General features: G+C 63.5%; 22 protein-coding genes and 3 pseudogenes. 5 read left to right on the forward strand and 20 right to left on the reverse strand.

From position 1 onward, the window contains the following. Positions 1-63 precede the first annotated feature (63 nt). The 8 genes from rnc to rpoE form a co-directional block, all read right to left on the reverse strand. Positions 64-744, reverse strand: a complete 681-nt coding sequence (rnc, locus tag IPK65_04255) for a ribonuclease III (GenBank protein ID MBK8162373.1) — start codon at positions 742-744, stop codon at positions 64-66. Next, entirely contained in the window at positions 741-1,115 is a 375-nt protein-coding gene (locus IPK65_04260) for a DUF4845 domain-containing protein (GenBank protein ID MBK8162374.1), read from the reverse strand. The genes rnc and IPK65_04260 overlap by 4 nt, the downstream gene beginning before the upstream one ends. A 63-nt stretch (positions 1,116-1,178) precedes the next feature. After that, a complete protein-coding gene (gene lepB, locus IPK65_04265; GenBank protein MBK8162375.1) occupies positions 1,179-2,009 on the reverse strand; it encodes a signal peptidase I in 831 nt (276 codons plus the stop codon). After that, positions 2,006-3,802, reverse strand: coding sequence for an elongation factor 4 (lepA, locus tag IPK65_04270; GenBank protein MBK8162376.1), 1,797 nt, complete (start codon positions 3,800-3,802; stop codon positions 2,006-2,008). The genes lepB and lepA overlap by 4 nt, the downstream gene beginning before the upstream one ends. 93 nt (positions 3,803-3,895) lie before the next feature. Further along, positions 3,896-5,326: a DegQ family serine endoprotease gene (locus IPK65_04275; GenBank protein ID MBK8162377.1), complete on the reverse strand. Its 1,431-nt coding sequence runs from the start codon at positions 5,324-5,326 to the stop codon at positions 3,896-3,898. Between the two features lie 25 nt (positions 5,327-5,351). Next, entirely contained in the window at positions 5,352-5,906 is a 555-nt protein-coding gene (locus IPK65_04280) for a SoxR reducing system RseC family protein (GenBank protein ID MBK8162378.1), read from the reverse strand. 183 nt (positions 5,907-6,089) lie between these two features. Further along, positions 6,090-6,803: a hypothetical protein gene (locus IPK65_04285; GenBank protein ID MBK8162379.1), complete on the reverse strand. Its 714-nt coding sequence runs from the start codon at positions 6,801-6,803 to the stop codon at positions 6,090-6,092. A 37-nt stretch (positions 6,804-6,840) separates the two neighbouring features. Next, on the reverse strand, positions 6,841-7,416 hold the full coding sequence (gene rpoE, locus IPK65_04290) for an RNA polymerase sigma factor RpoE (GenBank protein ID MBK8162380.1): 576 nt from the start codon (positions 7,414-7,416) through the stop codon (positions 6,841-6,843). A 210-nt stretch (positions 7,417-7,626) separates the two neighbouring features. Between rpoE and nadB the strand changes: the two genes are divergently transcribed. Further along, complete coding sequence (nadB, locus tag IPK65_04295) at positions 7,627-9,261, forward strand: L-aspartate oxidase (GenBank protein ID MBK8162381.1); 1,635 nt, start codon at positions 7,627-7,629, stop codon at positions 9,259-9,261. A 319-nt stretch (positions 9,262-9,580) separates the two neighbouring features. Here the strand turns inward: nadB and IPK65_04300 are convergent, their stop codons facing one another. The 5 genes and pseudogenes from IPK65_04300 to sdhC all read right to left on the reverse strand — a co-directional run bounded on the left by IPK65_04300 (position 9,581) and on the right by sdhC (position 13,095). Beyond that, on the reverse strand, positions 9,581-9,931 hold the full coding sequence (locus IPK65_04300) for a succinate dehydrogenase assembly factor 2 (protein ID MBK8162382.1): 351 nt from the start codon (positions 9,929-9,931) through the stop codon (positions 9,581-9,583). Beyond that, positions 9,931-10,626: a succinate dehydrogenase iron-sulfur subunit gene (locus tag IPK65_04305; protein ID MBK8162383.1), complete on the reverse strand. Its 696-nt coding sequence runs from the start codon at positions 10,624-10,626 to the stop codon at positions 9,931-9,933. The genes IPK65_04300 and IPK65_04305 overlap by 1 nt, the downstream gene beginning before the upstream one ends. 28 nt (positions 10,627-10,654) lie before the next feature. Beyond that, positions 10,655-12,377: pseudogene (gene sdhA / locus IPK65_04310) on the reverse strand (succinate dehydrogenase flavoprotein subunit). Further along, entirely contained in the window at positions 12,374-12,715 is a 342-nt protein-coding gene (gene sdhD, locus IPK65_04315) for a succinate dehydrogenase, hydrophobic membrane anchor protein (GenBank protein MBK8162384.1), read from the reverse strand. The pseudogene sdhA and the gene sdhD overlap by 4 nt, the downstream one beginning before the upstream one ends. Beyond that, positions 12,712-13,095 (reverse strand): succinate dehydrogenase, cytochrome b556 subunit, encoded by a 384-nt coding sequence (sdhC, locus tag IPK65_04320; GenBank protein ID MBK8162385.1) that lies wholly within the window; start codon positions 13,093-13,095, stop codon positions 12,712-12,714. Before sdhC ends, sdhD begins: the two co-directional genes overlap by 4 nt. Before the next feature lie 98 nt (positions 13,096-13,193). Here sdhC and IPK65_04325 point away from each other — a divergent pair, with 98 nt between their 5' ends. The 3 genes from IPK65_04325 (at position 13,194) to IPK65_04335 (ending at position 15,184) form a co-directional block, all read left to right on the forward strand. Continuing rightward, the gene (locus IPK65_04325) at positions 13,194-13,697 is read left to right on the forward strand and encodes a hypothetical protein (protein ID MBK8162386.1); all 504 of its coding nucleotides are present in this window, start codon (positions 13,194-13,196) and stop codon (positions 13,695-13,697) included. A 2-nt stretch (positions 13,698-13,699) separates the two neighbouring features. Next, a complete protein-coding gene (locus IPK65_04330; protein ID MBK8162387.1) occupies positions 13,700-14,233 on the forward strand; it encodes a hypothetical protein in 534 nt (177 codons plus the stop codon). 99 nt (positions 14,234-14,332) lie between these two features. Next, positions 14,333-15,184 carry an HDOD domain-containing protein gene (locus IPK65_04335; GenBank protein MBK8162388.1) on the forward strand — a complete coding sequence of 284 codons (852 nt, stop codon included), beginning with the start codon at positions 14,333-14,335 and terminating at the stop codon, positions 15,182-15,184. Positions 15,185-15,194: 10 nt separating this feature from the next. Here IPK65_04335 and IPK65_04340 read toward each other — a convergent pair whose 3' ends face one another. Continuing rightward, positions 15,195-15,875: a helix-turn-helix transcriptional regulator gene (locus IPK65_04340; protein MBK8162389.1), complete on the reverse strand. Its 681-nt coding sequence runs from the start codon at positions 15,873-15,875 to the stop codon at positions 15,195-15,197. 125 nt (positions 15,876-16,000) lie between these two features. Between IPK65_04340 and IPK65_04345 the strand changes: the two genes are divergently transcribed. After that, on the forward strand, positions 16,001-16,864 hold the full coding sequence (locus IPK65_04345) for a methyltransferase domain-containing protein (protein ID MBK8162390.1): 864 nt from the start codon (positions 16,001-16,003) through the stop codon (positions 16,862-16,864). A gap of 148 nt (positions 16,865-17,012) precedes the next feature. Here IPK65_04345 and IPK65_04350 read toward each other — a convergent pair whose 3' ends face one another. The 6 genes and pseudogenes from IPK65_04350 to rsgA form a co-directional block, all read right to left on the reverse strand. Continuing rightward, on the reverse strand, positions 17,013-17,786 hold the full coding sequence (locus tag IPK65_04350; protein MBK8162391.1) for a 2OG-Fe(II) oxygenase: 774 nt from the start codon (positions 17,784-17,786) through the stop codon (positions 17,013-17,015). A gap of 217 nt (positions 17,787-18,003) precedes the next feature. Continuing rightward, positions 18,004-18,345 carry a hypothetical protein gene (locus IPK65_04355; protein MBK8162392.1) on the reverse strand — a complete coding sequence of 114 codons (342 nt, stop codon included), beginning with the start codon at positions 18,343-18,345 and terminating at the stop codon, positions 18,004-18,006. 42 nt (positions 18,346-18,387) lie between these two features. After that, a complete protein-coding gene (locus IPK65_04360; GenBank protein ID MBK8162393.1) occupies positions 18,388-19,080 on the reverse strand; it encodes a transposase in 693 nt (230 codons plus the stop codon). Between the two features lie 47 nt (positions 19,081-19,127). Beyond that, a pseudogene (locus IPK65_04365) lies at positions 19,128-19,621 on the reverse strand (hypothetical protein). Positions 19,622-19,738: 117 nt separating this feature from the next. Further along, positions 19,739-20,107 (reverse strand): YbaN family protein, encoded by a 369-nt coding sequence (locus tag IPK65_04370; protein MBK8162394.1) that lies wholly within the window; start codon positions 20,105-20,107, stop codon positions 19,739-19,741. 148 nt (positions 20,108-20,255) lie between these two features. Continuing rightward, positions 20,256-21,324, reverse strand: a pseudogene (gene rsgA, locus IPK65_04375) (ribosome small subunit-dependent GTPase A). Positions 21,325-21,438: the final 114 nt, after the last annotated feature.

A 21,438-nucleotide genomic window follows, 5' to 3' on the forward strand; every position in this document is an offset into this window, starting at 1 on the left:
GATTCCGAACACATCGGCCGCGGGAGCGCGGTGCAGGCGTCTGTTACTCGTATCGCGGACATGTCAGGACCGCTCCTGCAAAAGCTGCAGTGCCTTGCCGGCCGCTTCCTGCTCGGCCTTGCGCCGGCTGCTCCCTTCGCCGGACAGGACCTCATCCAGTCCGGCAACCCGGCATTCGACGCGAAACATCTGGTCGTGATCCTGTCCCGCAACGTTCAGCACCTGATATTCCGGCAGCGGCAGCCTGCGCCCCTGCAGGTATTCCTGCAGACGCGTCTTTGGATCCTTCGCCGCACGGTCCGGGGAAACGCTCGTGATCTCCGCATTGAACACCGCAAGGATCAGCTCGCGCGCGGCATCGTACCCGGATTCCAGATACGCCGCGCCGATCAGCGCCTCCATTGCGCCGGCGAGGATGGAGTCACGGCGAAACCCGCCGCTTTTCATCTCCCCTGGCCCCATCAGGAGCTCATCTCCCAGCTCGAGCTCGCGCGCCCGGCGCGCCAGGGTCTCGCCGTTGACGAGATTCGCGCGCAGACGGCTCAGTGCACCTTCATCCTGCTGTGGAAACATCGCGTACAGGTTCTCGCTGACCACCAGGCTCAGGACCGCGTCGCCGAGGAACTCCAAGCGCTCGTTGTTCGGGCTGCCGTAACTGCGGTGGGTCAAGGCCATGCGCAGCAGATCCTCGCGGGAATAGCGATACCCGAGCCTCTGGCACAGCTTGTCGTAGGACTGCTTCAATCGTCCGACAATGTCACGCTGTCCTCGAAGGAGATCAGCAGACTGACATTGCCATAAAACGGCTCCTGCACCTCGTACTGCACGGTTACCGTCTTTGAATTTGCCTCGTTCCTGACCTTGATGTCGTCCTCTGTTACATGGGTCACGCTGTTGATTTCCAGCCGCTTCAGCAGCCGCGACCGCAGCTCGCCGACCGCAAGTCCCTGCGATTCCTCTTCCGCCAGCGACTGGAGGGAGGAAGTAACGCTGAAATGCTGCAGGTAAATGGGCGTAAGCTTGATCCCGATGTAGGCGAAGAAACCGACCACCGCCAGCACGATCAACAGACTGAGAAACGTCAATCCTTCTTGTTGTTTATCGAATCGTTTCATACCCGGGCTCCCTGACTGGTTGTCCCACAATCATTGCGTCGCACGTCGCGGCGTGAATCGTACTCAATTGAGCATGTCGCCGATGCGGTTCCAGGTAATGCCGCCTCTGGCGGAATCCCAGTTCATCCATATCATAAACGCTTTCCCGACCTGATTCTCTTCCGGCACCGTGCCCCAGTAACGGCTGTCGTTGCTGTTGTCGCGGTTGTCTCCCATCACGAAGTAATGATTCTCCGGCACGATAAACTCCCCCTCGGCGATACGGCGGGTGTTCTCGACCAGGATTTCGTGCTTGACCTCGCCCAGCTGCTCGGTGCGCAGGCTGGCCCCGCTCATGCCCAGACCGGCGCCAACGCCGGCGTAGATGCCGACATATTCCTGCGTCGCCCTTTCGCCGTTGATATACACCGTCTTGTCGCTGTAGCGGACGCGGTCGCCCGGGAGCCCGACGATGCGCTTGATGTAGTCGGTGGCGGGATCCTTGGGAAAACGGAATACCACGATGTCCCCGTGCCGGGGCGCACCGATATCGATGATCTTGGCGCCCACCACCGGCAGGCGGATGCCGTAGGAAAATTTGTTTACCAGGATAAAATCCCCCGCCAGCAGGGTCGGCATCATGGAGCCCGAGGGGATGCGGAACGGCTCGACCAGGAACGACCGCAGCACCAGTACGACCAGGATAATGGGGAAAAAGGAGCGCGCATACTCCACCAGCAGGGGCTCCTTGCGGATCCGCTGGAGCTGCTCCTCGCCGGCGTCCTGCCCGCCGCTCTGCGTCAATGCAGCGGCAGCGCGTTCCCGGCGCGGCCGCAGCGCATAGGCATCGAGCGCCCAGATCAGCCCGGTCACCAGCAGGGCGAGCACCATTACCGCCTGAAAGTCGAAGTTCATTCTTTTTTCCCTGTATGTAGCACCGCCAGAAATGCGTCCTGCGGGATCTCCACCGTCCCGATCTGTTTCATGCGCTTCTTGCCCGCCTTCTGTTTCTCCAGCAGCTTGCGCTTGCGGGTGATGTCGCCGCCGTAGCACTTGGCGGTGACGTTCTTGCGCAGCGCCTTCACGGTCTCGCGCGCGACGATGCGCGCACCGATCGAGGCCTGGATGGCGACGTCGAACATCTGGCGCGGGATCAGTTCGCGCATCTTCTCGGTCAGCTCGCGGCCGCGCTGGTTGACGCGCTCGCGATGGAGGATGACGGAAAGCGCATCGACGCGGTCGTTGTTGATCAGCAGGTCGAGCCGGACCAGATCGGCGGCCTGATAACGGTTGAAACTGTAATCGAACGACGCGTAGCCGCGACTGACCGACTTGAGGCGGTCGTAGAAATCCATCACCACCTCGCTCATCGGCAATTCGTAGGTGAGGATCACCTGGTTGCCATGGTATTCCATCTTCTTCTGCACGCCGCGCTTCTCCACGCACAGATTGATCACCGGCCCCAGATAAGCCTGCGGCACCAGGATGTCCGCACTGATGATGGGCTCGCGGATCTCGCTGATCTGACCCACGTCGGGCAGCTTGGAGGGATTGTCCACCTCGCGCACCTCGCCCTTGGTCGTCAGCACCTCGTAGACCACGGTCGGCGCGGTGGTGATCAGGTTGAGGTTGTATTCGCGCTCGAGGCGCTCCTGCACGATCTCCATGTGCAGCATGCCGAGGAAACCGCAGCGGAAACCGAAGCCCAGCGCCTGCGAGGTCTCCGGCTCGTAGAACAGCGAGGAGTCGTTCAGGCGCAGCTTGCCCAGGGCCTCGCGCAGCGCCTCGTAGTCTTCGGCGTTGATCGTGAACAGCCCGGCGAATACCAGCGGCTTGATCGCCTTGAAGCCGGGCAGCGGCTCGCGCGCCGGATTCTCAGCGAGGGTGAAGGTATCCCCCACCGGCGCCCCGTCGACCTCCTTGATCCCCGCGATCACGAAGCCGACCTCGCCCACGTTCAGGCAGCGCGTTTCCTTGCGCTTCGGGGTGAATATTCCCACCTTCGTGCACGGATAGGCCCGCCCGGTCGACATCACGGTGAGTTTCTTGCCGACATCGAGCCGGCCCTGCATGACGCGCACCAGCGAGACGACGCCGAGATAATTGTCGAACCAGGAATCGATGATCAGGGCCTGCAGCGGCGCACTCTCTTCACCACGCGGCGGCGGGATCCGCTTGACCAGTTCCTCCAGCAGATCGTCGATCCCCAGCCCGGTCTTGGCGCTGATGCGCACGGCCCCAAGCGCCTCGATGCCGATGATATCCTCGATCTCCTGGATCACCCGCTCGGGATCGGCCGTCGGCAGGTCCATCTTGTTCAGCACCGGCACCACCTCGAGGCCCTGCTCGAGGGCGGTGTAGCAGTTCGCCACCGTCTGCGCCTCCACCCCCTGCGAGACGTCCACCACCAGCAGCGCGCCTTCGCAGGCGGCCAGCGAACGCGACACCTCGTAGGCGAAATCGACGTGCCCCGGGGTATCGATGAAGTTGAGCAGGTAGGTCACCCCGTCCCGCGCGGTATAGTCGAGCGAGACGCTCTGCGCCTTGATCGTGATGCCGCGCTCGCGCTCCAGATCCATCGAATCCAGGATCTGGTCCTCCATCTCGCGCTCGCTCAAACCTCCGCAGCGCTGGATGATGCGGTCGGCGAGGGTGGATTTCCCGTGATCGATGTGGGCGATGATCGAAAAGTTACGGATGTGCCGCATGTATGGCGAATTCTTCCCGGTCCATAAAGAAAAAGGGGAGCGCGCCTTGCGCTCCCCTTTCTATCATAACAGAGCCGGTAATTATCAGACAGCTTACTGCTTCGCGTCCTCTTCCAGCTTCAACGCCAGGAAAATGGGACTGCCGCGGCGCTGCACCAGGACTGGCACCGCCTTGCCGGCCGGCAGGTCCGCCACCAGCTTCTTTAACTGCTCCACGCTTCCCACTTCGACGTTGTTGAACTGCAGGATGACATCGCCCCGGCGAATCCCGGCCTTGGAGGCGGGGCCGCTTTCGGTCGCATCGACCAGCACGCCGTTCTTGCCGTCCAGCTCCTGTTTCTGATCCGGGGTCAGGTCCGCCACCGTGATCGCCAGGCGTTTGATCCGGGTGCTGTCGCCATCGCCGCCTCCGGCGGCGAGATCGAGCTCCTCCTCCTCCGGCAGCTCGCTGATCATGACCTTGAGGGTCAGCGGCTTGCCGTTGCGAATCACCTTGAGCGGCAACTTGGCCCCGATCTTGGACACGCCGACCATGGGCGGCAAGGCGCCGGAACTCTCGACCTCCTTGCCGTCGAACTCGACGATGACGTCGCCGACCATCACGCCCGCCTTCTGCGCCGGGCTGTCAGGCAGCACGCGCGCGACCAGGGCGCCGATCGGCTTGGACATGCCGAAGGATTCCGCCAGGGCGCGGTCAACATCCTGGATCAGGATGCCCAGCCAGCCGCGCGTGACATGCCCCTCGCTGCGCAACTGGTCGACCACGCTCATCGCGATATCGATCGGGATTGCGAACGACAGCCCCATGAACCCGCCGGTGCGGCTGAAGATCTGCGAGTTGACCCCGACGACCTCGCCGTCAAGGTTGAACAGCGGTCCGCCCGAATTGCCGGGATTGATGGCGACGTCGGTCTGGATGAACGGGACGTAGTTCTCGTTGGGCAGGCTGCGGCCCTTGGCGCTGACGATACCCGCCGTCACCGAGTGCTCGAAACCGAACGGCGAGCCGATCGCCAGCACCCAGCTGCCCACCTTGAGGTCGGACGAGCTGCCGATCTTGACCACCGGCAGCTTGTCGGCGTCGATCTTGAGCAGGGCGACATCGCTGTTCTTGTCACTGCCCACGACCTCCGCGACGAACTCGCGCCGGTCGCTCAGCCGAACGACGATCTCATCCGCATCCCGGATCACGTGGTTATTGGTGAGCACATAGCCGTCGGCGGAGATGATGAAGCCGGAGCCGAGGGATTTCTCGTCGAATTCCTCGCCGCCACCTCCACCACCACCATCGCCGCCGCGGTCGCCGAAAAAGCGCCGCAGGAAATCGTCGAACGGCGGCTGTTCGGGCATCGACTCCCCGTGCGGGTTGCGAAACTGTTCCTGCTTGATCTTGGTGGTGGTGCTGATATTGACGACGGCCGGGCTGCTCTGCTCCACCAGCTCGGTGAAATCGGGCAGATCCTTGATCGCCGCCCCGGCGCTCGCGGCGGCCATCAGCATCACCAAGGCTGCGCCGTACGACATCCGCCACCCTTTCATCAAACCCGCATTACGACTCATGTCCACTCCTGTGTTGTTGCGTTACTTCAATTCTGTCCTTGCGCCGGTAATCGCGCATGATGTCATCCACCGCGACCGTCCGGTCGGGATCGTCCGCGTCCGCAAAGCCGATCAGGCTCGGCTGATGGCGCGGATCCTGGGAGATGGACCGGGTATAACGGCGCAGCCAGGCAAAGCCCAGCAGCAGTCCCAGCACTCCGCACACCGCCGCAGCCCCCTCGCGCGTTTCCCACGCGAGCGCGTCCGCCAGCATCCCTCCGGCCGCGCCGCCCAACAGCAGAAAGACCAGCGGCATGGCATATACCGCGAACGAGGTCCGCACCAAAGTGCCGTCCTCGAGTCCGATTACGACCATTTCACCGCTCTCGGCCCCGATCGTATTGATCACGCGGACGCGGCTGGTGCGGTTTCCGAACACCTTGGCGAGAACCCCGGTTCCGCAACCCTTCTGCGCGGCGCAACTGCCGCAGGTGGTCTTGCGCTGGGTTTCCACCCAGGCAAATTTCCCCTCGGTCGAGATCACCTGTGCCGTTTCCGTCATCATCAGCGTGGCATCGGTATTACGGGATAACCCGGTATTTCGTTCGACAGCACTGTCAGCAGGCGGACGCCGCCAGGCGGCGTCATCCGGTGTGTTTCTGGATTACAGAGGGGGATTGCACGGGGATGCGTCACAGTATGTGAGCGGCGGCGATGACGGGAAACCCGGGAATCTGGCTACCGATCCCTAATTCCCGGATCCGTAGCCGACCAGCTGTACATAGGACAGCATCGCCTGGGTGTCCGCAGCCCCGGGGGCGTAGCGGTGGGAATTCACCAGATAATCGTACAGGTCGGTTGTCGCCACCGAGACATCCTCGCTCACCGCCACGCTGGAACGACGCGCGGGGGCCTGCTCCGCGGGTCTGGCCGCGGCGAGCACGGTGACCGTCGACTGCTTCGCGCGGACCGCCGGCGCGGCCGCCATCTGTACTGCGGGCGGTGTCTGGGCCACAGCCATGTCCGTCGCCGGATCCTGCGCGGCTGCAACCGTACGTGCGGACGCGATGACCGGCCCGGACGGGTTGTGCGATCCGCTGTTCAGTTCCATTACGCCCACCCCGAATACCGCGATCGCGGACAGGGAGGCCGCCAGGGCGAATCCCAGTGTGGCCCGGGTTCTGTGCGACGGTGTCCTGATGGATGTGACAGTGGAGGGTTTGTGACGCGGATTGAAATGAATGGGTTCGTGTTCCAGGGCCAGCGCGACGCGCCCGGCCAGATCCCGCGAAAGGTGACCGGGCAGGCTTCCTTGCATCGTGTCGCGGATCAGATGATAGTTTCGCCAGCGTTCACCCGCCAGATCATCGGTTTTCATCGGCTGGACGACGCGCGGGATGTCACATTCGTCGAGCTCGCCGTCAACCAGCAGTGAGACCTTGTCCGCGTTTCTTTCCATCATGGGCAACACCTGTCGTTTATGGTTATTTTGAACAGATTCAATCCAGCAGGGGCTTCAGCTTGCTGTTGATAACCTCGCGCGCGCGGAATATGCGCGACCGCACGGTCCCCACAGGACAGTTCATCCGCTCCGCGATCTCCTCGTAGCTCAGACCGTCGAGCTCGCGCAGGGTGATCGCAGTACGCAGATCCTCCGGTAATTTTTCGATGGCACTGTGCACCGTATTCTGGATCTCGTCCCTGACCAGGAGGTGCTCGGGGGTCGCGTACTCCTTGAGCTCGGACTCCCCCTCCAGATATCCCGCCTCCTCGGCATCGATGTCCACACTGGGCGGCCGCCGGCCCTGGGTCACCAGATAGTTCTTCGCCGTATTGACTCCGATGCGGTACAGCCAGGTATAAAACGCACTCTCGCCGCGAAAGCTCGGAAGGGCGCGGTACGCCTTGATAAACGCCTCCTGCGCTACATCCATAACTTCACTCTGATCATAGACATAGCGCGATATCAATTTAGTGAGCCTATATTGATATTTCTGTACAAGGATATCAAACGCTTTCTTGTCGCCATTTTGAACACGTTCGACCAGTGCCTGGTCAACATTATTATCGCCCATCCGGGCTGGCCCCTCCCGCAAAGGCTTTGCGCCTTGCTCAAGTGGTATTGACAGTATTGTTATCGTTTAGTTCAGGGTGATTACGTTTCTATTTCAGTCTTTTATGATATATAGCATATGTCCCCGGCGCGAGTGGACCGGATTGTAGCAGATCACCCTGCTGAATCATCTGTAATACCATAATAAAATCAAGGCTTAATACCCCCGCGCATGGATCCGGCCCGGCATTACGATGTACTGATCATAGGGAGCGGCGCCGCCGGCCTCAGCCTGGCACTGCGGCTGGCCCCCTTCGCGCGCATCGCCCTGATCTCCAAGGCAGCCCTGAGCGAAGGCGCGACGCTGTATGCCCAGGGAGGCATCTCGGTGGTGCTCGACAAGGAAGACTCGCTCCAATCCCACATCGAGGACACCTTCAGCACAGGGGCCGGCCTGTGCGATCCCACAGTGGTCGAGTATACCGTCAAACACGCCCGCAGGTGTATCCAGTGGCTGATCGATCAGGGCGTCGCCTTCACGCGCGCCAGCGGATCCGATGCCGGTACGGACTACCACCTCACGCGCGAGGGCGGGCACAGCCATCGCCGCGTGGTGCATGCCGCGGACGCCACCGGCCGCGTGGTTGAAACCACGCTGGAACGGAAGGCGCGCGAACACCCCAATATCACCATCTTCGAATATCACCTGGCCATCGACCTGATCCGGGAGAAGGTGACCGGATCCGACGATGTCCGCTGCGTCGGCGCCTATGTGCTCGACCTGCAAAGTGCCCGGGGGGTCGGCGTCATATCTGCCCGCTGCACCGTTCTCGCCACCGGCGGCGCGGGAAAGGTCTACCTCTATACCACCAATCCGGATATTGCCAGCGGCGACGGCATCGCCATGGCGTGGCGTGCGGGCTGCCGTGTGGCGAACATGGAATTCATCCAGTTCCACCCCACCTGCCTGTACCACCCCAAGGCCAAATCCTTCCTGATCTCCGAGGCCGTGCGCGGCGAGGGCGGCCGCCTGCTGCTGCCCGACGGCAGCCGCTTCATGGACCGCTTCGACCCGCGCGGCGAACTCGCCCCGCGCGATGTCGTGGCGCGCGCCATCGACCACGAGATGAAACGCCTCGGCGTGGAGTGCGTCTTTCTCGACATCAGCCACAAGCCGGCGGACTTCATCCGCGACCACTTCCCCACCATCCAGGAGCGCTGCCTGGAGTACGGCATCGATATCACGCGCGAGCCGATACCGGTGGTGCCGGCGGCGCATTACCTGTGCGGCGGCGTCATGACCGATCTGCACGGGCGCACCGACATCGACGGCCTGTACGCGGTCGGCGAGATGTCCTTCACCGGCCTGCACGGCGCCAACCGCATGGCGAGCAATTCGCTGCTCGAATGCCTGGTGTTCGCCGAAGCCGCCGCCAAGGACATCGCGCGGCGCCTGCCGGAGTTCGCCCCGCCGCGCGCGCTGCCGGCCTGGGATGAAAGCCAGGTGACGGACTCGGACGAAGAGGTGGTGGTGGCGCACAACTGGGACGAGCTGCGCCGCTTCATGTGGGACTACGTCGGCATCGTGCGCACCGACAAGCGCCTGCAGCGCGCCCTGCACCGCACCGAGCTGCTCAAGCATGAGATCGACGAATACTATGGCAATTTCCGCGTCACGCGCGACCTGCTCGAGCTGCGCAACCTGGTGCTCATCGCGGAACTGATCATCCGCTCCGCGCTGCAGCGCAAGGAAAGCCGCGGACTGCATTTCACCCTGGATTATCCGGCAACCGACCAGGCGCACGCGCCGCGCAACACCATACTCACGCCGAAGCACCGCGGCGGCGCGGCGTTTCAGGCGGGATAGGCCGACCCGGCGGAATCGGCGCCGCTCAGGCCGAGCCGGACGCGCAGGCGGCGATAGGTGTCGCTGTCGAGGCTGTCCGGCAGCAGGACGATCGAGCAGCGGCGCCCCCCTGCGAAGTTGAGCACGGTCAATTCCGGATGCACGTAGGAGTCCGGCCGCAGGCGGCACACGCGCGTCCGCCCTCCCCGCTCGATCAGGCGCCATTCGCCATCACGCGCCCACACCAGCGCCACGACGTCGCCGTCCCCGCGCATCAGCACGCGGGCCGAACAGCTCCGTGCAAGACACAGGACGACCAGGATGGCCAGCAGCGCGCCCGTCACGTTCCCGAGCGGCAGAAACGGTATGAACGCCAGCGCCCCGGCATGCGCTGCGCCCAGGTAAAGCGCGAGCCGGCGCGAGCGGCGCAGGTCAAGCCGCAGCGGCGCGGCGTATCCTGGCGATGACATCGCAGACCTCCCGATCGCTCGGCGGCAAGCCCCGAGAAGATATTCCAGCAGCAGCTGGTCCGGGTGTCGAGCAGGCGCCGGAACGCCGCCCGTTCGGCGTCCGCTGCGCCATCGTAGGCGTGATCGAGGTACGCCTGCAGCAGCAGGTCGAGCTCCCGCATGCCGCGGCGGCACTGCCAGTGCAGTCGCGCGCGCTCATGCGCCTCGTCCATGGCGCCCATCAGATGAACTGCTTCAGCATCATCTGTTTGATCTCCCCGATGGCGCGGGTGGGGTTGAGTCCCTTCGGGCAGACCTGCACGCAGTTCATGATGGTGTGGCAGCGGAACAGCTTGTAGGCGTCCTCAAGGTCGTCAAGCCGTTCCTCGGTAGCCTGATCACGGCTGTCGGCAAGAAAGCGGCGCGCCTGCAGCAGCGCCGCGGGACCGAGGAACTTGTCCGGGTTCCACCAGAACGACGGGCAGGCGGTGGAGCAGCAGGCGCACAGCACGCACTCGTACAGGCCGTCGAGCCGTTCGCGCTGCTCCGGACTCTGGCGGAACTCGACCTCCGGGGTCGGGTCATGGTTGATCAGGTACGGCTTGACGGCGCGATACTGGTGGTAGAACTGCTCCATGTCGACGACCAGGTCGCGAATCACCGGCAGGCCGGGCAGCGGTCGTATCTCGATCGGCTGTTTCAGGTCCTTCAGCGGGGTTATGCAGGCGAGGCCGTTGCGGCCGTTGATGTTCATGCCGTCGGAGCCGCACACCCCTTCACCGCAGGACCGGCGGTAACTCAGCGTCTCGTCCTGCGCCTTGATGCACGCCAGGGCATCGAGCAGCATCATGTCGGGCGTGAGGCCGTCGACCTCGTAGTCGCGCATGACGGGACCGGCGTCGTTCTCCGGATTGTAGTGGTACACGGAAAATCGCATGCGTTCCATGATCAATACACCTCGGCATGGGGAACGGCTCCACGGTGCGCGGCTTCATGCGCACCGGCTTGTAATCGAGCGTGCCGCCGTCCCTGAAATACAGCGAATGCTTGAGCCAGTGCTCGTCGTCGCGCTGCGGATAGTCGATGCGCGAATGCGCGCCGCGGCTTTCCCGGCGCGCCAGCGCCGAGGTCACCGCGGCCAGCGCCACGTCCATCAGGTTCTCCAGCTCCAGCGCCTCGATGCGCGCGGTATTGAACACCCGGCTGTGGTCGCCCAGCCCGACATGCTGCAATCTCTGTTCCAGTTCGCGCACCTTCGCGACGCCCTGTTGCAGCACATCCTCGGTACGGAACACCCCGCAGTAATGCTCCATCGCGCGCTGCAGCTCCGTCCCAGCGCGCCAGCCGGCCGAGCGGACGCTCGATCGCCTCCGCGTCGAGCACGCGATGATAGCGCGCCTCCTTCAGGTACTCGATGATGTGGTTGCCCGCCGCGCGCCCGAATACCACGATATCGAGCAGCGAGTTGCCGCCCAGGCGGTTGGCGCCGTGCACCGAGACGCAGGCGCACTCGCCGACCGCGTACAGACCGGGCAGCGGTTCCTCCGGTCCCTGGCGCTCCGGCGCCACAACCTGTCCGAAGCGATTGGTCGGGATCCCGCCCATGGTGTAGTGGCAGGTCGGGAAGACCGGTACGGGATCGGTCACCGGGTCGATGCGCAGGAACGTGCTGACCATCGCATGGATGCCGGGCAGGCGCTTGCGGATCACGTCGGCGCCGAGGTGATCGAGCTTCAGCAGGACATGGTCGCCGCCGGGCCCGCAGCCCCGTCCCTCGCGCACTTCGGTCGCGATTGCGCGGCTCACCACGTCGCGGCTGGCGAGGTCCTTCACGTGCGGCGCGTAACGCTCCATGAAGCGCTCGCCCGTGCTGTTGACGAGGTAGCCGCCCTCGCCGCGTGCGGCCTCGGAGATCAGCATGCCCTTGCCGGCGATGCCGGTCGGGTGGAACTGGATGAATTCCATGTCCTGCAGCGGGATGCCGGCGCGCAGCGCCATCGCCATGCCGTCGCCGGTGTTGATGCGGGCGTTGGTGTTGGTGCGGTAGAGCTGGCCGGCGCCGCCGGTCGCGAGCAGCGTCGTCTTCGCCTCGATCACCAGCGGCTCGCCGGTCTCGATGCACAGCACGAGGGCGCCGAGGATGTAGCCGTCATGGTCCTTGAGCAGGTCGATGGCGAAGTATTCGTCGAAGAAGTGGGTCTTCGCGCGGATGTTCTGCTGGTACAGGGCGTGCAGGATGGCGTGGCCGGTGCGGTCCGCCGCGGCGCAGGTGCGCGCCGCCTGCGCGCCGCCGAAATTCTGGCTCTGGCCGCCGAAGGGGCGCTGATAGATCTTGCCGTTGTCGAGGCGCGAGAACGGCACGCCGAAATGCTCGAGCTCGATCACCGCGGGGATCGCGCTCCGGCACATGTATTCGATCGCGTCCTGGTCGCCGAGCCAGTCGCTGCCCTTGATGGTGTCGTACAGATGGCAGTGCCAGTTGTCGGGCAGTACGTTCGCGAGCGCCGCATTCATGCCGCCCTGCGCGGCGACGGTGTGCGAGCGCGTCGGAAACACCTTGGACACCACCGCCACCGAGGCCTCCGCCTGCGCGAGCTGCAGCGCCGCGCGCAGCCCGCCGCCGCCGGCGCCGATGACAAGGGTGTCGAAGCGGCGGCGTTCCACCTGATTGCCGGCGTAAGCGCTCATCCGCTATGGAGGGTATACAAGGTCTGCAGCACCAACAGGCCGGTACCCGTGAGGCCGAGCCCCGTCAGTGCGAGCAAGGCCAGACGCACGGACAGTGCGCCCGCGTAATCGATGATCACGTCGCGCATGCCGACCCAGGCGTGCAGCAGCAGGGCGCCGAAGAACAAGGCGGTGGCCAGGCCGACCAGCGGATCGGACATCCAGGCGCGCCACATGACATACGAGTCGGGCCGGTGCGCCGCCAGGCTCACGGCGGCAAACACCAGGTAGGCCAGCAGATAGACCGCGCTCAGCCGCTGCCAGAGCCAGGCGCGCAATCCCTGGGCGCGACGGTTCATAGCAGATACAGGGCCGCGCAGAACATGGCCAGCACGCCGCCGGCGAGCACGGCCCACGCGCTCGCACGGGCGGCGCGCAGCCCGACGCCGGCGTCGAGGTCTATGAGCAGGAAGCGGATCCCGGCCAGCAGATGGTGCGCGAACACCCACACCAGCAGGATCAGGATGACGCGCGCGCCGTCGCCCTGCAGCAGCGCGAGCACCCCGGCATAGCCCTCCGCGTCCGCCAGCGAGCGGTCGAATAGATAGGCCAGCAACGGCATCGACAGCACCAGCAGCACGCCGCTGATGCGATGACCGACGGACAATACGGCCATCACCGGTAGATGGATGCGCGTCAGTGAAAGGAACACCGGCCGTTTCGTATTGGGGGCTGTCACGCCGCCTAGTGTAGCTCAGCCGGACTTTTCGTCCAGCCTTACACCCGCACATGAATTCCGCTATGATCCCTGTTCCGATCCAAACGCCTTTGATCAGCATGATTCCGCGCTGGAAGAACTTCCTGCTCGAGGCGGGCGCCGCGCTCGCCGATGACCGCGTCGAGCACTTCGGCAATCCGCTGCGCGAGCTGCAGGTCTCGGGCAGCGGGGACATCATCGCGGACCTGTCCCAGCGCGGCCTGATCGGCGTCCACGGCCCGGACGCCTGCAAATTCCTCCAGGGACAGTTCACCAACGACATCAGTCTCGTCGATGCCGGCGTCAGCCAGCTCAACGGCTATTGCAGCCCGAAGGGCCGCCTGCTCGCCCTGCTGCGCGTGTTCCGCCGCGATGACTCCTATTACCTGCTGCTGCCGCGCGTCCTGCTCGGCGACACGCTGGCGCGCCTGAAGAAATACGTGATGATATCCAAGGTGACACTGGAAGACGCCGGGGACGCCCTCGTCGGCGTCGGGCTTGCCGGCCCCGCGGCGAGGAGATCCTGGGCGCGCTCGTACCGGAAATACCCGGCTCAGCCGATGCGGTGTGCCGGGCGCGCTTGACCGTGCTGCGCCTCCCGGGCACCCGGCCGCGCTTCGCCCTGTACGGCCCGGCCGCGGAGATGGAACCTATCTGGACGGTGCTGGCCGCCCGCGCCGCGCCGGTCGGCGCCGGCGCCTGGGACCGGCTCGATATCCTCGCCGGGATCCCCGACATCAACCCCGCCACGGTCGACGAGTTCATCCCGCAGACCGTCAACCTGGAACTGCTCGGCGGCATCAATTTCAAGAAAGGCTGCTACACCGGCCAGGAGATCATCGCGCGCCTGCATTACCGCGGCAGCGTGAAGCGCCGGATGTACCTCGGTCACGCGGGCGCGGAACCTCCGCCTGCGCCGGGGACCCCGCTCCATGCCACCGGCGGCGACGGGCAGGCGGTGGGACACGTCGTCACATCCGCCTCCGACCCGGCCGGAGGCTGCGACCTGCTGGCCGTGGTCGCTATCGAGCATGCATCGGATAATACATTGTATCTTAACGATAATTCAGACATGAAGGTCACCCTGCGGGCACCCGACGGCCTGACCGGCTTCCCCTGAAGGCGCGTCCCGGCGGGGCCGGGCGCGCGACGCGCTATCAAGTTGGCAGCGACTCGCCGATATCCTGTTCACGCACCCCTCGACGGATCGACGCACGCAATGGCATCGCACCAAATCGAAATCTTCTGGCACGACCTGGTCGCGGACATCCGCGCCAACCGCGTGGTCCTGCCGGCCCTGCCGGACATCGCGCTCCGGACGCGCAAACTGCTGGAGGACCGCAACGTCACCACCGGCCAGATCGCGCGCGTCATCAGCGCCGATGCCGTGCTGACCACGCGCCTGCTGCGTGTCGTGAACAGTCCGCTCTACCGCACCCACGCCCAGATCGAGGATGTCCGCAGCGCGATCACCCGCCTCGGCAACGCCAACGTGCGCAGCGTGGTGACCAGCCTCGCCATGGAGCAGCTCTACCAGAACAAGCTCGCCTCGCCGCTCAAGCGGAAGCTGCTCGCGCGCAACTGGGAACACGGCGTCCACGTGGCGGCGCTCAGTTACATCCTGGCCGACAACTACACGATGCTGAACGCCGACGAGGCGATGCTGGCCGGACTGGTGCATGACATTGGCAAGCTGCCGATCCTGGAATACGCCGAGATGCTGCCGGACATCGCGGCCGACGAGCACGCGCTGAACCGCCTGCTCGAGGTGCTGCACACGCGGGTCGGCGCGCTGGTGCTGGGGAGCTGGAAATTCCCGCCGGAGCTGATCACGGTGGCGGCGGAGCACGAGAACTTCGCCCGCGACTCGGGCACCGCTGCCGATTACACCGACGTGGTGACCGTGGCCAATCTGCTCAGCTACATCGGCAACGACCACCCCTACACCCGGCTCGACTGGTCAGCGATTCCCGCCTTCGAACGCCTCGCCCTGACGCCCGAGGAGAGCATTGCGGTGATGAAGGACGCGCGCGAACAGATCCATGAGATCAAGCATCTGCTGGCAGGCTGATGTCGGGCGGCTATCTGGCGGTACGGCCTGGGGCAAACATGCTTCGGCCCAACCAGCGCCACAAATTGCGCGCGTCGCGCTCTGTGCCGGCGACGCGCAGGTGTCCGGCGGACAATTCGGCCTTGGTGTCGCTGTCGCCGGTCCAGATTTCTGTCAGCGCACGCACGGTGGACTCCACAATCAACGTCAGCTCATGGCCGGGATCATCGCGGCAGAGGTCGGCCTCGCCGTTCTCGACCACCAGCCACCAACGCCGCTCGCGCGGTCCCGCGTCACGGAAATGGAAGCGGATCACCACGCGACGGTCGCGCGGAAACTGATCGATTTGCGCAAAACGGCGAATATCCCACATCAGGAAGCCGGCATCGAGCTGATCGCGCCGCAGTCGACTGCCGATCCAGCGTGCACCCCAGTGGCCGATCTGCAAGACGATGGGACGCAGTTCCTCCCCGGCCGGCGTGAGGCGGTACTCCCAGCCGTCATCGCCGCGCACACGCCGCACCACACCCACTTCCTCAAGCTTGCGCAGGCGCTGGACCAGAAGGGTGGCAGACATACGCGGCAAACCGCGGCGGATATCATTAAAGCGCGCGCTGCCGCATAGCAGTTCGCGCACCACCAACGGCGTCCAACGCTCGCCAAAGATTTCAGCGCCGCGCGCCACGGTGCAGAATTGGCCGTAGTCCGTCATGACGCCAGTCTACAACAGTTCGATGCTGCGCTACAGATTCTGGACTAGCGGCGATAAACCTGCACTTATATCCTTTGCCTCGAGCGATGTAATCCACGTCGCCGCTCATCATAAAAGGAGGCGCCATGAACGCGGTAACTACTTTCGATCCGATCAGATTCAAGGATACGACTCGGGCGCAGTGGGAGAACGCCGCTGACGCCTGGCACCGCTGGGGGCCGCTCCTGGGGGAGTGGCTGGGCCCAACCACCGAACGGATGCTGGACCTCGCCGCTGTCCGAACCGGCAGTCGGGTACTGGACGTGGCGGCCGGCGCCGGCGAGCAGACGCTGCGCGCCGCCCGCCGCGTCGGGCCGGCCGGTCATGTGCTGGCGACGGACATCTCGCCGGCGATCCTCGAGTACGCCGTCGCGACGGCCCGCGCGGCGGGGTTGTCGCAGGTCGCGACGCGTGAACTGGACGGCGAGGCACTGGACGTGCTGCCGGCCGAGACCTTCGACGCCGTCATTTCGCGCGTCGGGCTGATCTACTTTCCCGACCAGCAGCAGGCGCTGACCGGCATGAAACACGCGCTGAAGCCTGGCGGGCGCATCGGCGCCGTCGTGTATTCCACGCCGCAGAACAATGCCTTCTTCTCCATCCCGGTGTCGATTATCCGTCGGCGCGCCAGGCTGTCGCCACCTGTGCCGGGCCAGCCGGGGCCGTTCTCGCTGGGTGCTGACGGTGTTCTTGCCACGGCCCTGGAACGCGCGGGGTTTCGCGATGTGACCGTGGAGAACATGGACGCACCGGTACGCCTGGCGTCGGCAGCCGAGTGCGTGCGCTTCGAGCGCGAATCGTTCGGTGCGTTGCATCAGATGATGGCTACGCTGTCCGAGGACGAACGCGCCGATACCTGGCGCGAAATCGAGAGCGAATTGAAGAAATTTGAGGGCTCGGGCGGCTTTGTTGGCCCGTGCGAGATGCTGGTGGCGGTGGGGGTCAAGTAGACGGGCGAAACCGTCGCGATGGGCCGCTTCCACTGCGAATCGTGCCGCGTCTGGTCGGCTGGCCCGGCGAATACCTTCACCTTGTGGAAACCAGACTTCGTGCGCACCGAAGGGAATCCCGCCTCGCCCTTCGCAGACGATCCCTACGCTAACGGAACGGTTTTCCGAGCACCCACACCACCAGGGAATAGCGGATCCAGGAGGTCACCGGCGTGACCTGGTGGTACACGTAGGACGGGAACACGATCATCGAACCCTGCGGCCGGATCTCCTCGCACTCGTGATAGCGTTCCCGGTGGCGCACGTGCGGGCCGAAATCGAATTTGAGGTTCCCGCCTTCATAGGCGCCCGGCTCGTTCAGGTTCAGCGTCATGCTCAGCTTCCTGACCTTGCCCAGCATCTTCGGATTGTCGATGCAGTTTGGCGGCGGCTTGCCGTTCACCAGCGGCGTGACACCGGGCTCGAACGCGCGGTACGCACCGTTATGGCAGGTGAAGCCGTCGGTGTGCCAGCCGTAGAATCCGCCCGGCCGGTAGGCCGCGAACTGCAACGGCTCGGCGAAATCGACCTCGTAAAGCCAGCCGGCGCGCTGGTTGGCCTCGGCGATCAGCGGAAACACCAGGTCGTAGATCCAGCCGTCGCTGAGGAAACAGACCTCGCTGTCCCGGATGTATTTCCCTTTCGTGGCCTCCGGCTGGGAGGCACCTGCTTCCTGCGCTGCATCCTCCAGCGTCCGGTCCGCCAGCGCGCTGGCGCCGGCATTTTCCGCGCCCTTGTGCGTGGAGCCCAGGGTGACGCCGGTCGTGTCGCCCCCGATTTGCTTTAACTGTTCCAGGGCCTCCTGACCGCGCGCCATGATCCTGCGGCAATCTTCCGGGGAGATCGCGCCCTTGAACCACCAATAGGGATGTACCGGGAGCATCGGTCTACCTGCTCCGCCGGAACCGGGACGAGATGAATACGGCGTGATTCATGTTTCGCAACCCCAGGCTGAAGGATCGAGGATGCGGATCTGGCCAGAAGAATCGAGCCGATCCGGTTGCGGTCTAATTTACCACATACCGGGGACAGACTGGGCCCTGTTGTCCCCTGGCACGGCTTGAATGTATTGTCAGGCCACACACTCAGGCACACTCCTGTCAGGACTCCGGGTCGAACATGATCTCGCGAACCTCCTGCGCGCAGCGACACCCGGCGGCGAACCTGGCGGCCCAGACCAGCGCCTCCTCACGCGAAGCAACCTCGATGATCGAAAACCCGCCTATGACCGCCTTTGTCTCCGGTACGGGTCCGGCTGTGACCGTCCCGTCTGTCGCAACAATGGTCGATTGCTGGCGCTGGACACCGCCGCCGAAGATCCAGACCCCCGCGGCCTTTGCCTCCCGAACCACCTTATGTGATGCCGCGCCCACCGACGGCCAATCTTCATCAGGAATATGGTCCATCGAGCCGTCATCAAACGAAATCAAGTACCGAGGCATCGTATACCCTCAAAATCGGGGACAGACCACGGTTTCAATCGTTTAGCTGTCAGCCTTCACCGGTCTCCCGGATTTGCCCGGAACCACCCGCCTCTGGAGCATGCGGCCGATCTCCTCTTGAAACCGTTCCGGTCCGAGCACGTAGTTTCCGTTCGTGGCACTCCGTATATTGGCCACCAGATCCGGATCGAGATGCGCATTGAATAATCCCCGATAGCTCTCGCGGCGGTTTTCATCCGAACTCCCGAGGCGCAGGTAATCCTGGTGCAGCGTAATCACACTGTCTCGCTCGCCTTCCGCATTCGCGCGGTAACTCGACCAGCGATATTCCCCCGGATGCCTCACCATGGCGGCCCGCACAGGATTCATCTCGATATACCGATAGCAGCCCAACACATACTCCGGGTCGCGGGCCAGACAGGAGCGAAAACGTCCTTCCCACAGTGTACCGCTACGGCGATATGTGCGATTGATGTATTGAACATACCGCTGACCAAGATGTTTCATCAGCAGACCCGCGCTGTCCTCTCGCGCAGGCGTCAGCAACAGGTGAACATGGTTCGTCATCAGGACATAGGCATGAATCGCGCACCCATGTTTTTCCGCCTGCTCCTGGAGGGTATCCAGATAACGGCGGTAATCCTCATACGCGTAGAAACACGCTGATCGATTGTTCCCTCGCTGAATGATATGCCAGGGAATGCCTGGAACAGCAATACGGGCGCGACGCGGCATCGGACCTCCATGTCCACCTCCGAGACGGGATCATTCTAACCGAGAAGCTATTGATTGAGAGAGAAGAAACCGTGGTCTGTCCCCCTTTCAGAAGCGAGCGCGCGGATGTACGCCACGAACTCGGGATCCTCGCCCTCGAGCAGCGCGGGCAACGCCACCGGGAAATCCTTGCGCTGGCACCACTCACGCATGTAGTCCTCCCACGATCGCCAGCGCCGCACGTGCGGCCCCGAAATCTCATTCGTGTAGAGGAGAAGATAAGCGCGCTCGAACAGCGAGACCAGCATGCTGAAGATGATCATTTTACGCTCGCGTTGCTCCTCGCTCAGTTGCGGCGTCTCGTTGGCAGAGTACAAAGCAAGTCGGGGTGCTCGAGCGCAATCTTTAGGAAGTCCTGATAGTTGTCCGAGACAAGTTGGTAGACCTCCTCATCCTCGTTGGCGCGCTCCTTCTTCTGCTCGTAAAGGAATACGAGAATCGCGACCGGCAGGCCGACTGCCGTGACGATGTAACTCAGGAGCTCCCAGGTGGCGACATCCATCACACGCTCCTCTCCTTGGGGACAGACCACAATTTCAGACAACTGCCGTTCCTTGGCGGCAACGCATCTTCAAACCTGGCATACCCTTGCATTCTAAAAAACGTGGTCTGTCCCAGATTATGCCACTTCCCCGGGCTCCGGCCTACTGATCAAATACGCTGCCACCGCGATAAATAATGCAGTAATTCCCGAAAGAAACCAATAATTGTCCAACTGAGGATACATTACAAACCAGCTTCCTATAAGCATTACTACGGCCAGGACTTTGCTTCTGCGTGATATCGCTCTTTCTTGCTCCCAATCTATCAGCAACCTGCCCAGATGTGGATGCGCATACAGCCAGCGATGCAGCCGATCAGACCCTCTTGCAGCAAACCATGCAGTCAGGAGAAGAAAAGGAACCGTTGGCAAACCCGGAAGGAAAATACCCACAAGTGCCAGAGCCAGAAAAAAATAGGCGAGAATTAACGCCAGAATACGTGTCATGCAATCCGCCTGTCACCACTTTTCAGGAATTCTGACGATTACTCAACCAATTTACGGGATGAACACATGGCATTACGCGTAAATCTGGTCTGCGGCCCGTCAGCGCCGTCGCGCCTGCGGTGAGGCGTGATGCGCCGCCGTCGACAGACTAGTCATCGTCCAGGCTCCCCTTCGCCGACTTGATGTAGCGGCCGAAGTCACGATCCTTCTTTCTCCGTTCGGCATACGACAACTGGTGGAACCCGGACTCTTTCCTCAGTTTCAGGTAATTCTGATAGTGCGCCCGGCTGATTTCTCCGGAATTCACCGCCGCGATCACGGCGCAGCCGGACTCGCTGGTATGGCTGCAATTCCGATAGCGGCAGCCGGGTGCGAGGGCGGCGATATTGGAGAAACTGTCCCCCAGGCCGCCTTCCGCGTCCAGAATGCCGAACTCGCGCATCCTCGGGTTGTCGATCACGAGCGCGCCGCCCTCGAGACGCATCAGCGCGCGGCGCACGGTGGTATGCCTGCCTTCGCCGGTCCCGCTCACCGCCTGTGTTTCCAGCGCCTCATGACCGATCAAGCGATTGATCAGCGTGCTCTTGCCCACGCCCGACGAGCCGACGAAGCAATAGGTCTTGCCCGGCAGCAACAGCCGCTTGAACTCATCGACGCCTGCCTGCGTGACGTTGCTCAGGGTGAGCACCGGGGCCGCAATACCTGCAGCACGAACCTCCGCCACCTGCGCGGACACAACGGCAGGCTCCACCATGTCGGTTTTGGTGAGAAGGATGTACGGCTCCGCCCCGCCCTCCCGCGTCATGACCAGGTAGCGTTCCAAGCGCTTCAGATTGAAGTCAACGTGGCAGGACTGCACAATCAGCACATAATCGATGTTCGCCGCGATCATCTGGTACTCGACGGCATCCCCGCCGACTTCCGGCGTAGCGCGGTCCTTCGTTCCAAAAGCGCGTGGATCACGCCAAAGTCGTCTCCGGGTGTTTCTCCACGCACACCCAGTCGCCGACGCAGGGCATTTCATGGGACAGGCGATGACGATGCATATAACTGCCGGCCGGCTTCGCGCGGAAAGGGCCGGCCTGGTCCACGAGCAGCCACTGGTCGCGATCGACGGCTGCTACGCGGGCGATAGTATCCGCGGGCTTGCATCCGGCCCTTTGCTCGAACCAGACGTCCCAGCCCATGTCATTCAGTTCAGGGTGCTGATTTTCCATTCATCACCGGGCAAAGTGTTGCAGGTCTAGTGCGGAGCATAACGCGAAGCTAAGGTGCGCGGTGCATTGTGATCAAGGTGGATCAAAGGGTAAAAGTACTTGAACAGGGATTTC

Source organism: Gammaproteobacteria bacterium, assembly GCA_016712635.1.
Classification (GTDB): domain Bacteria; phylum Pseudomonadota; class Gammaproteobacteria; order SZUA-140; family SZUA-140; genus JADJWH01.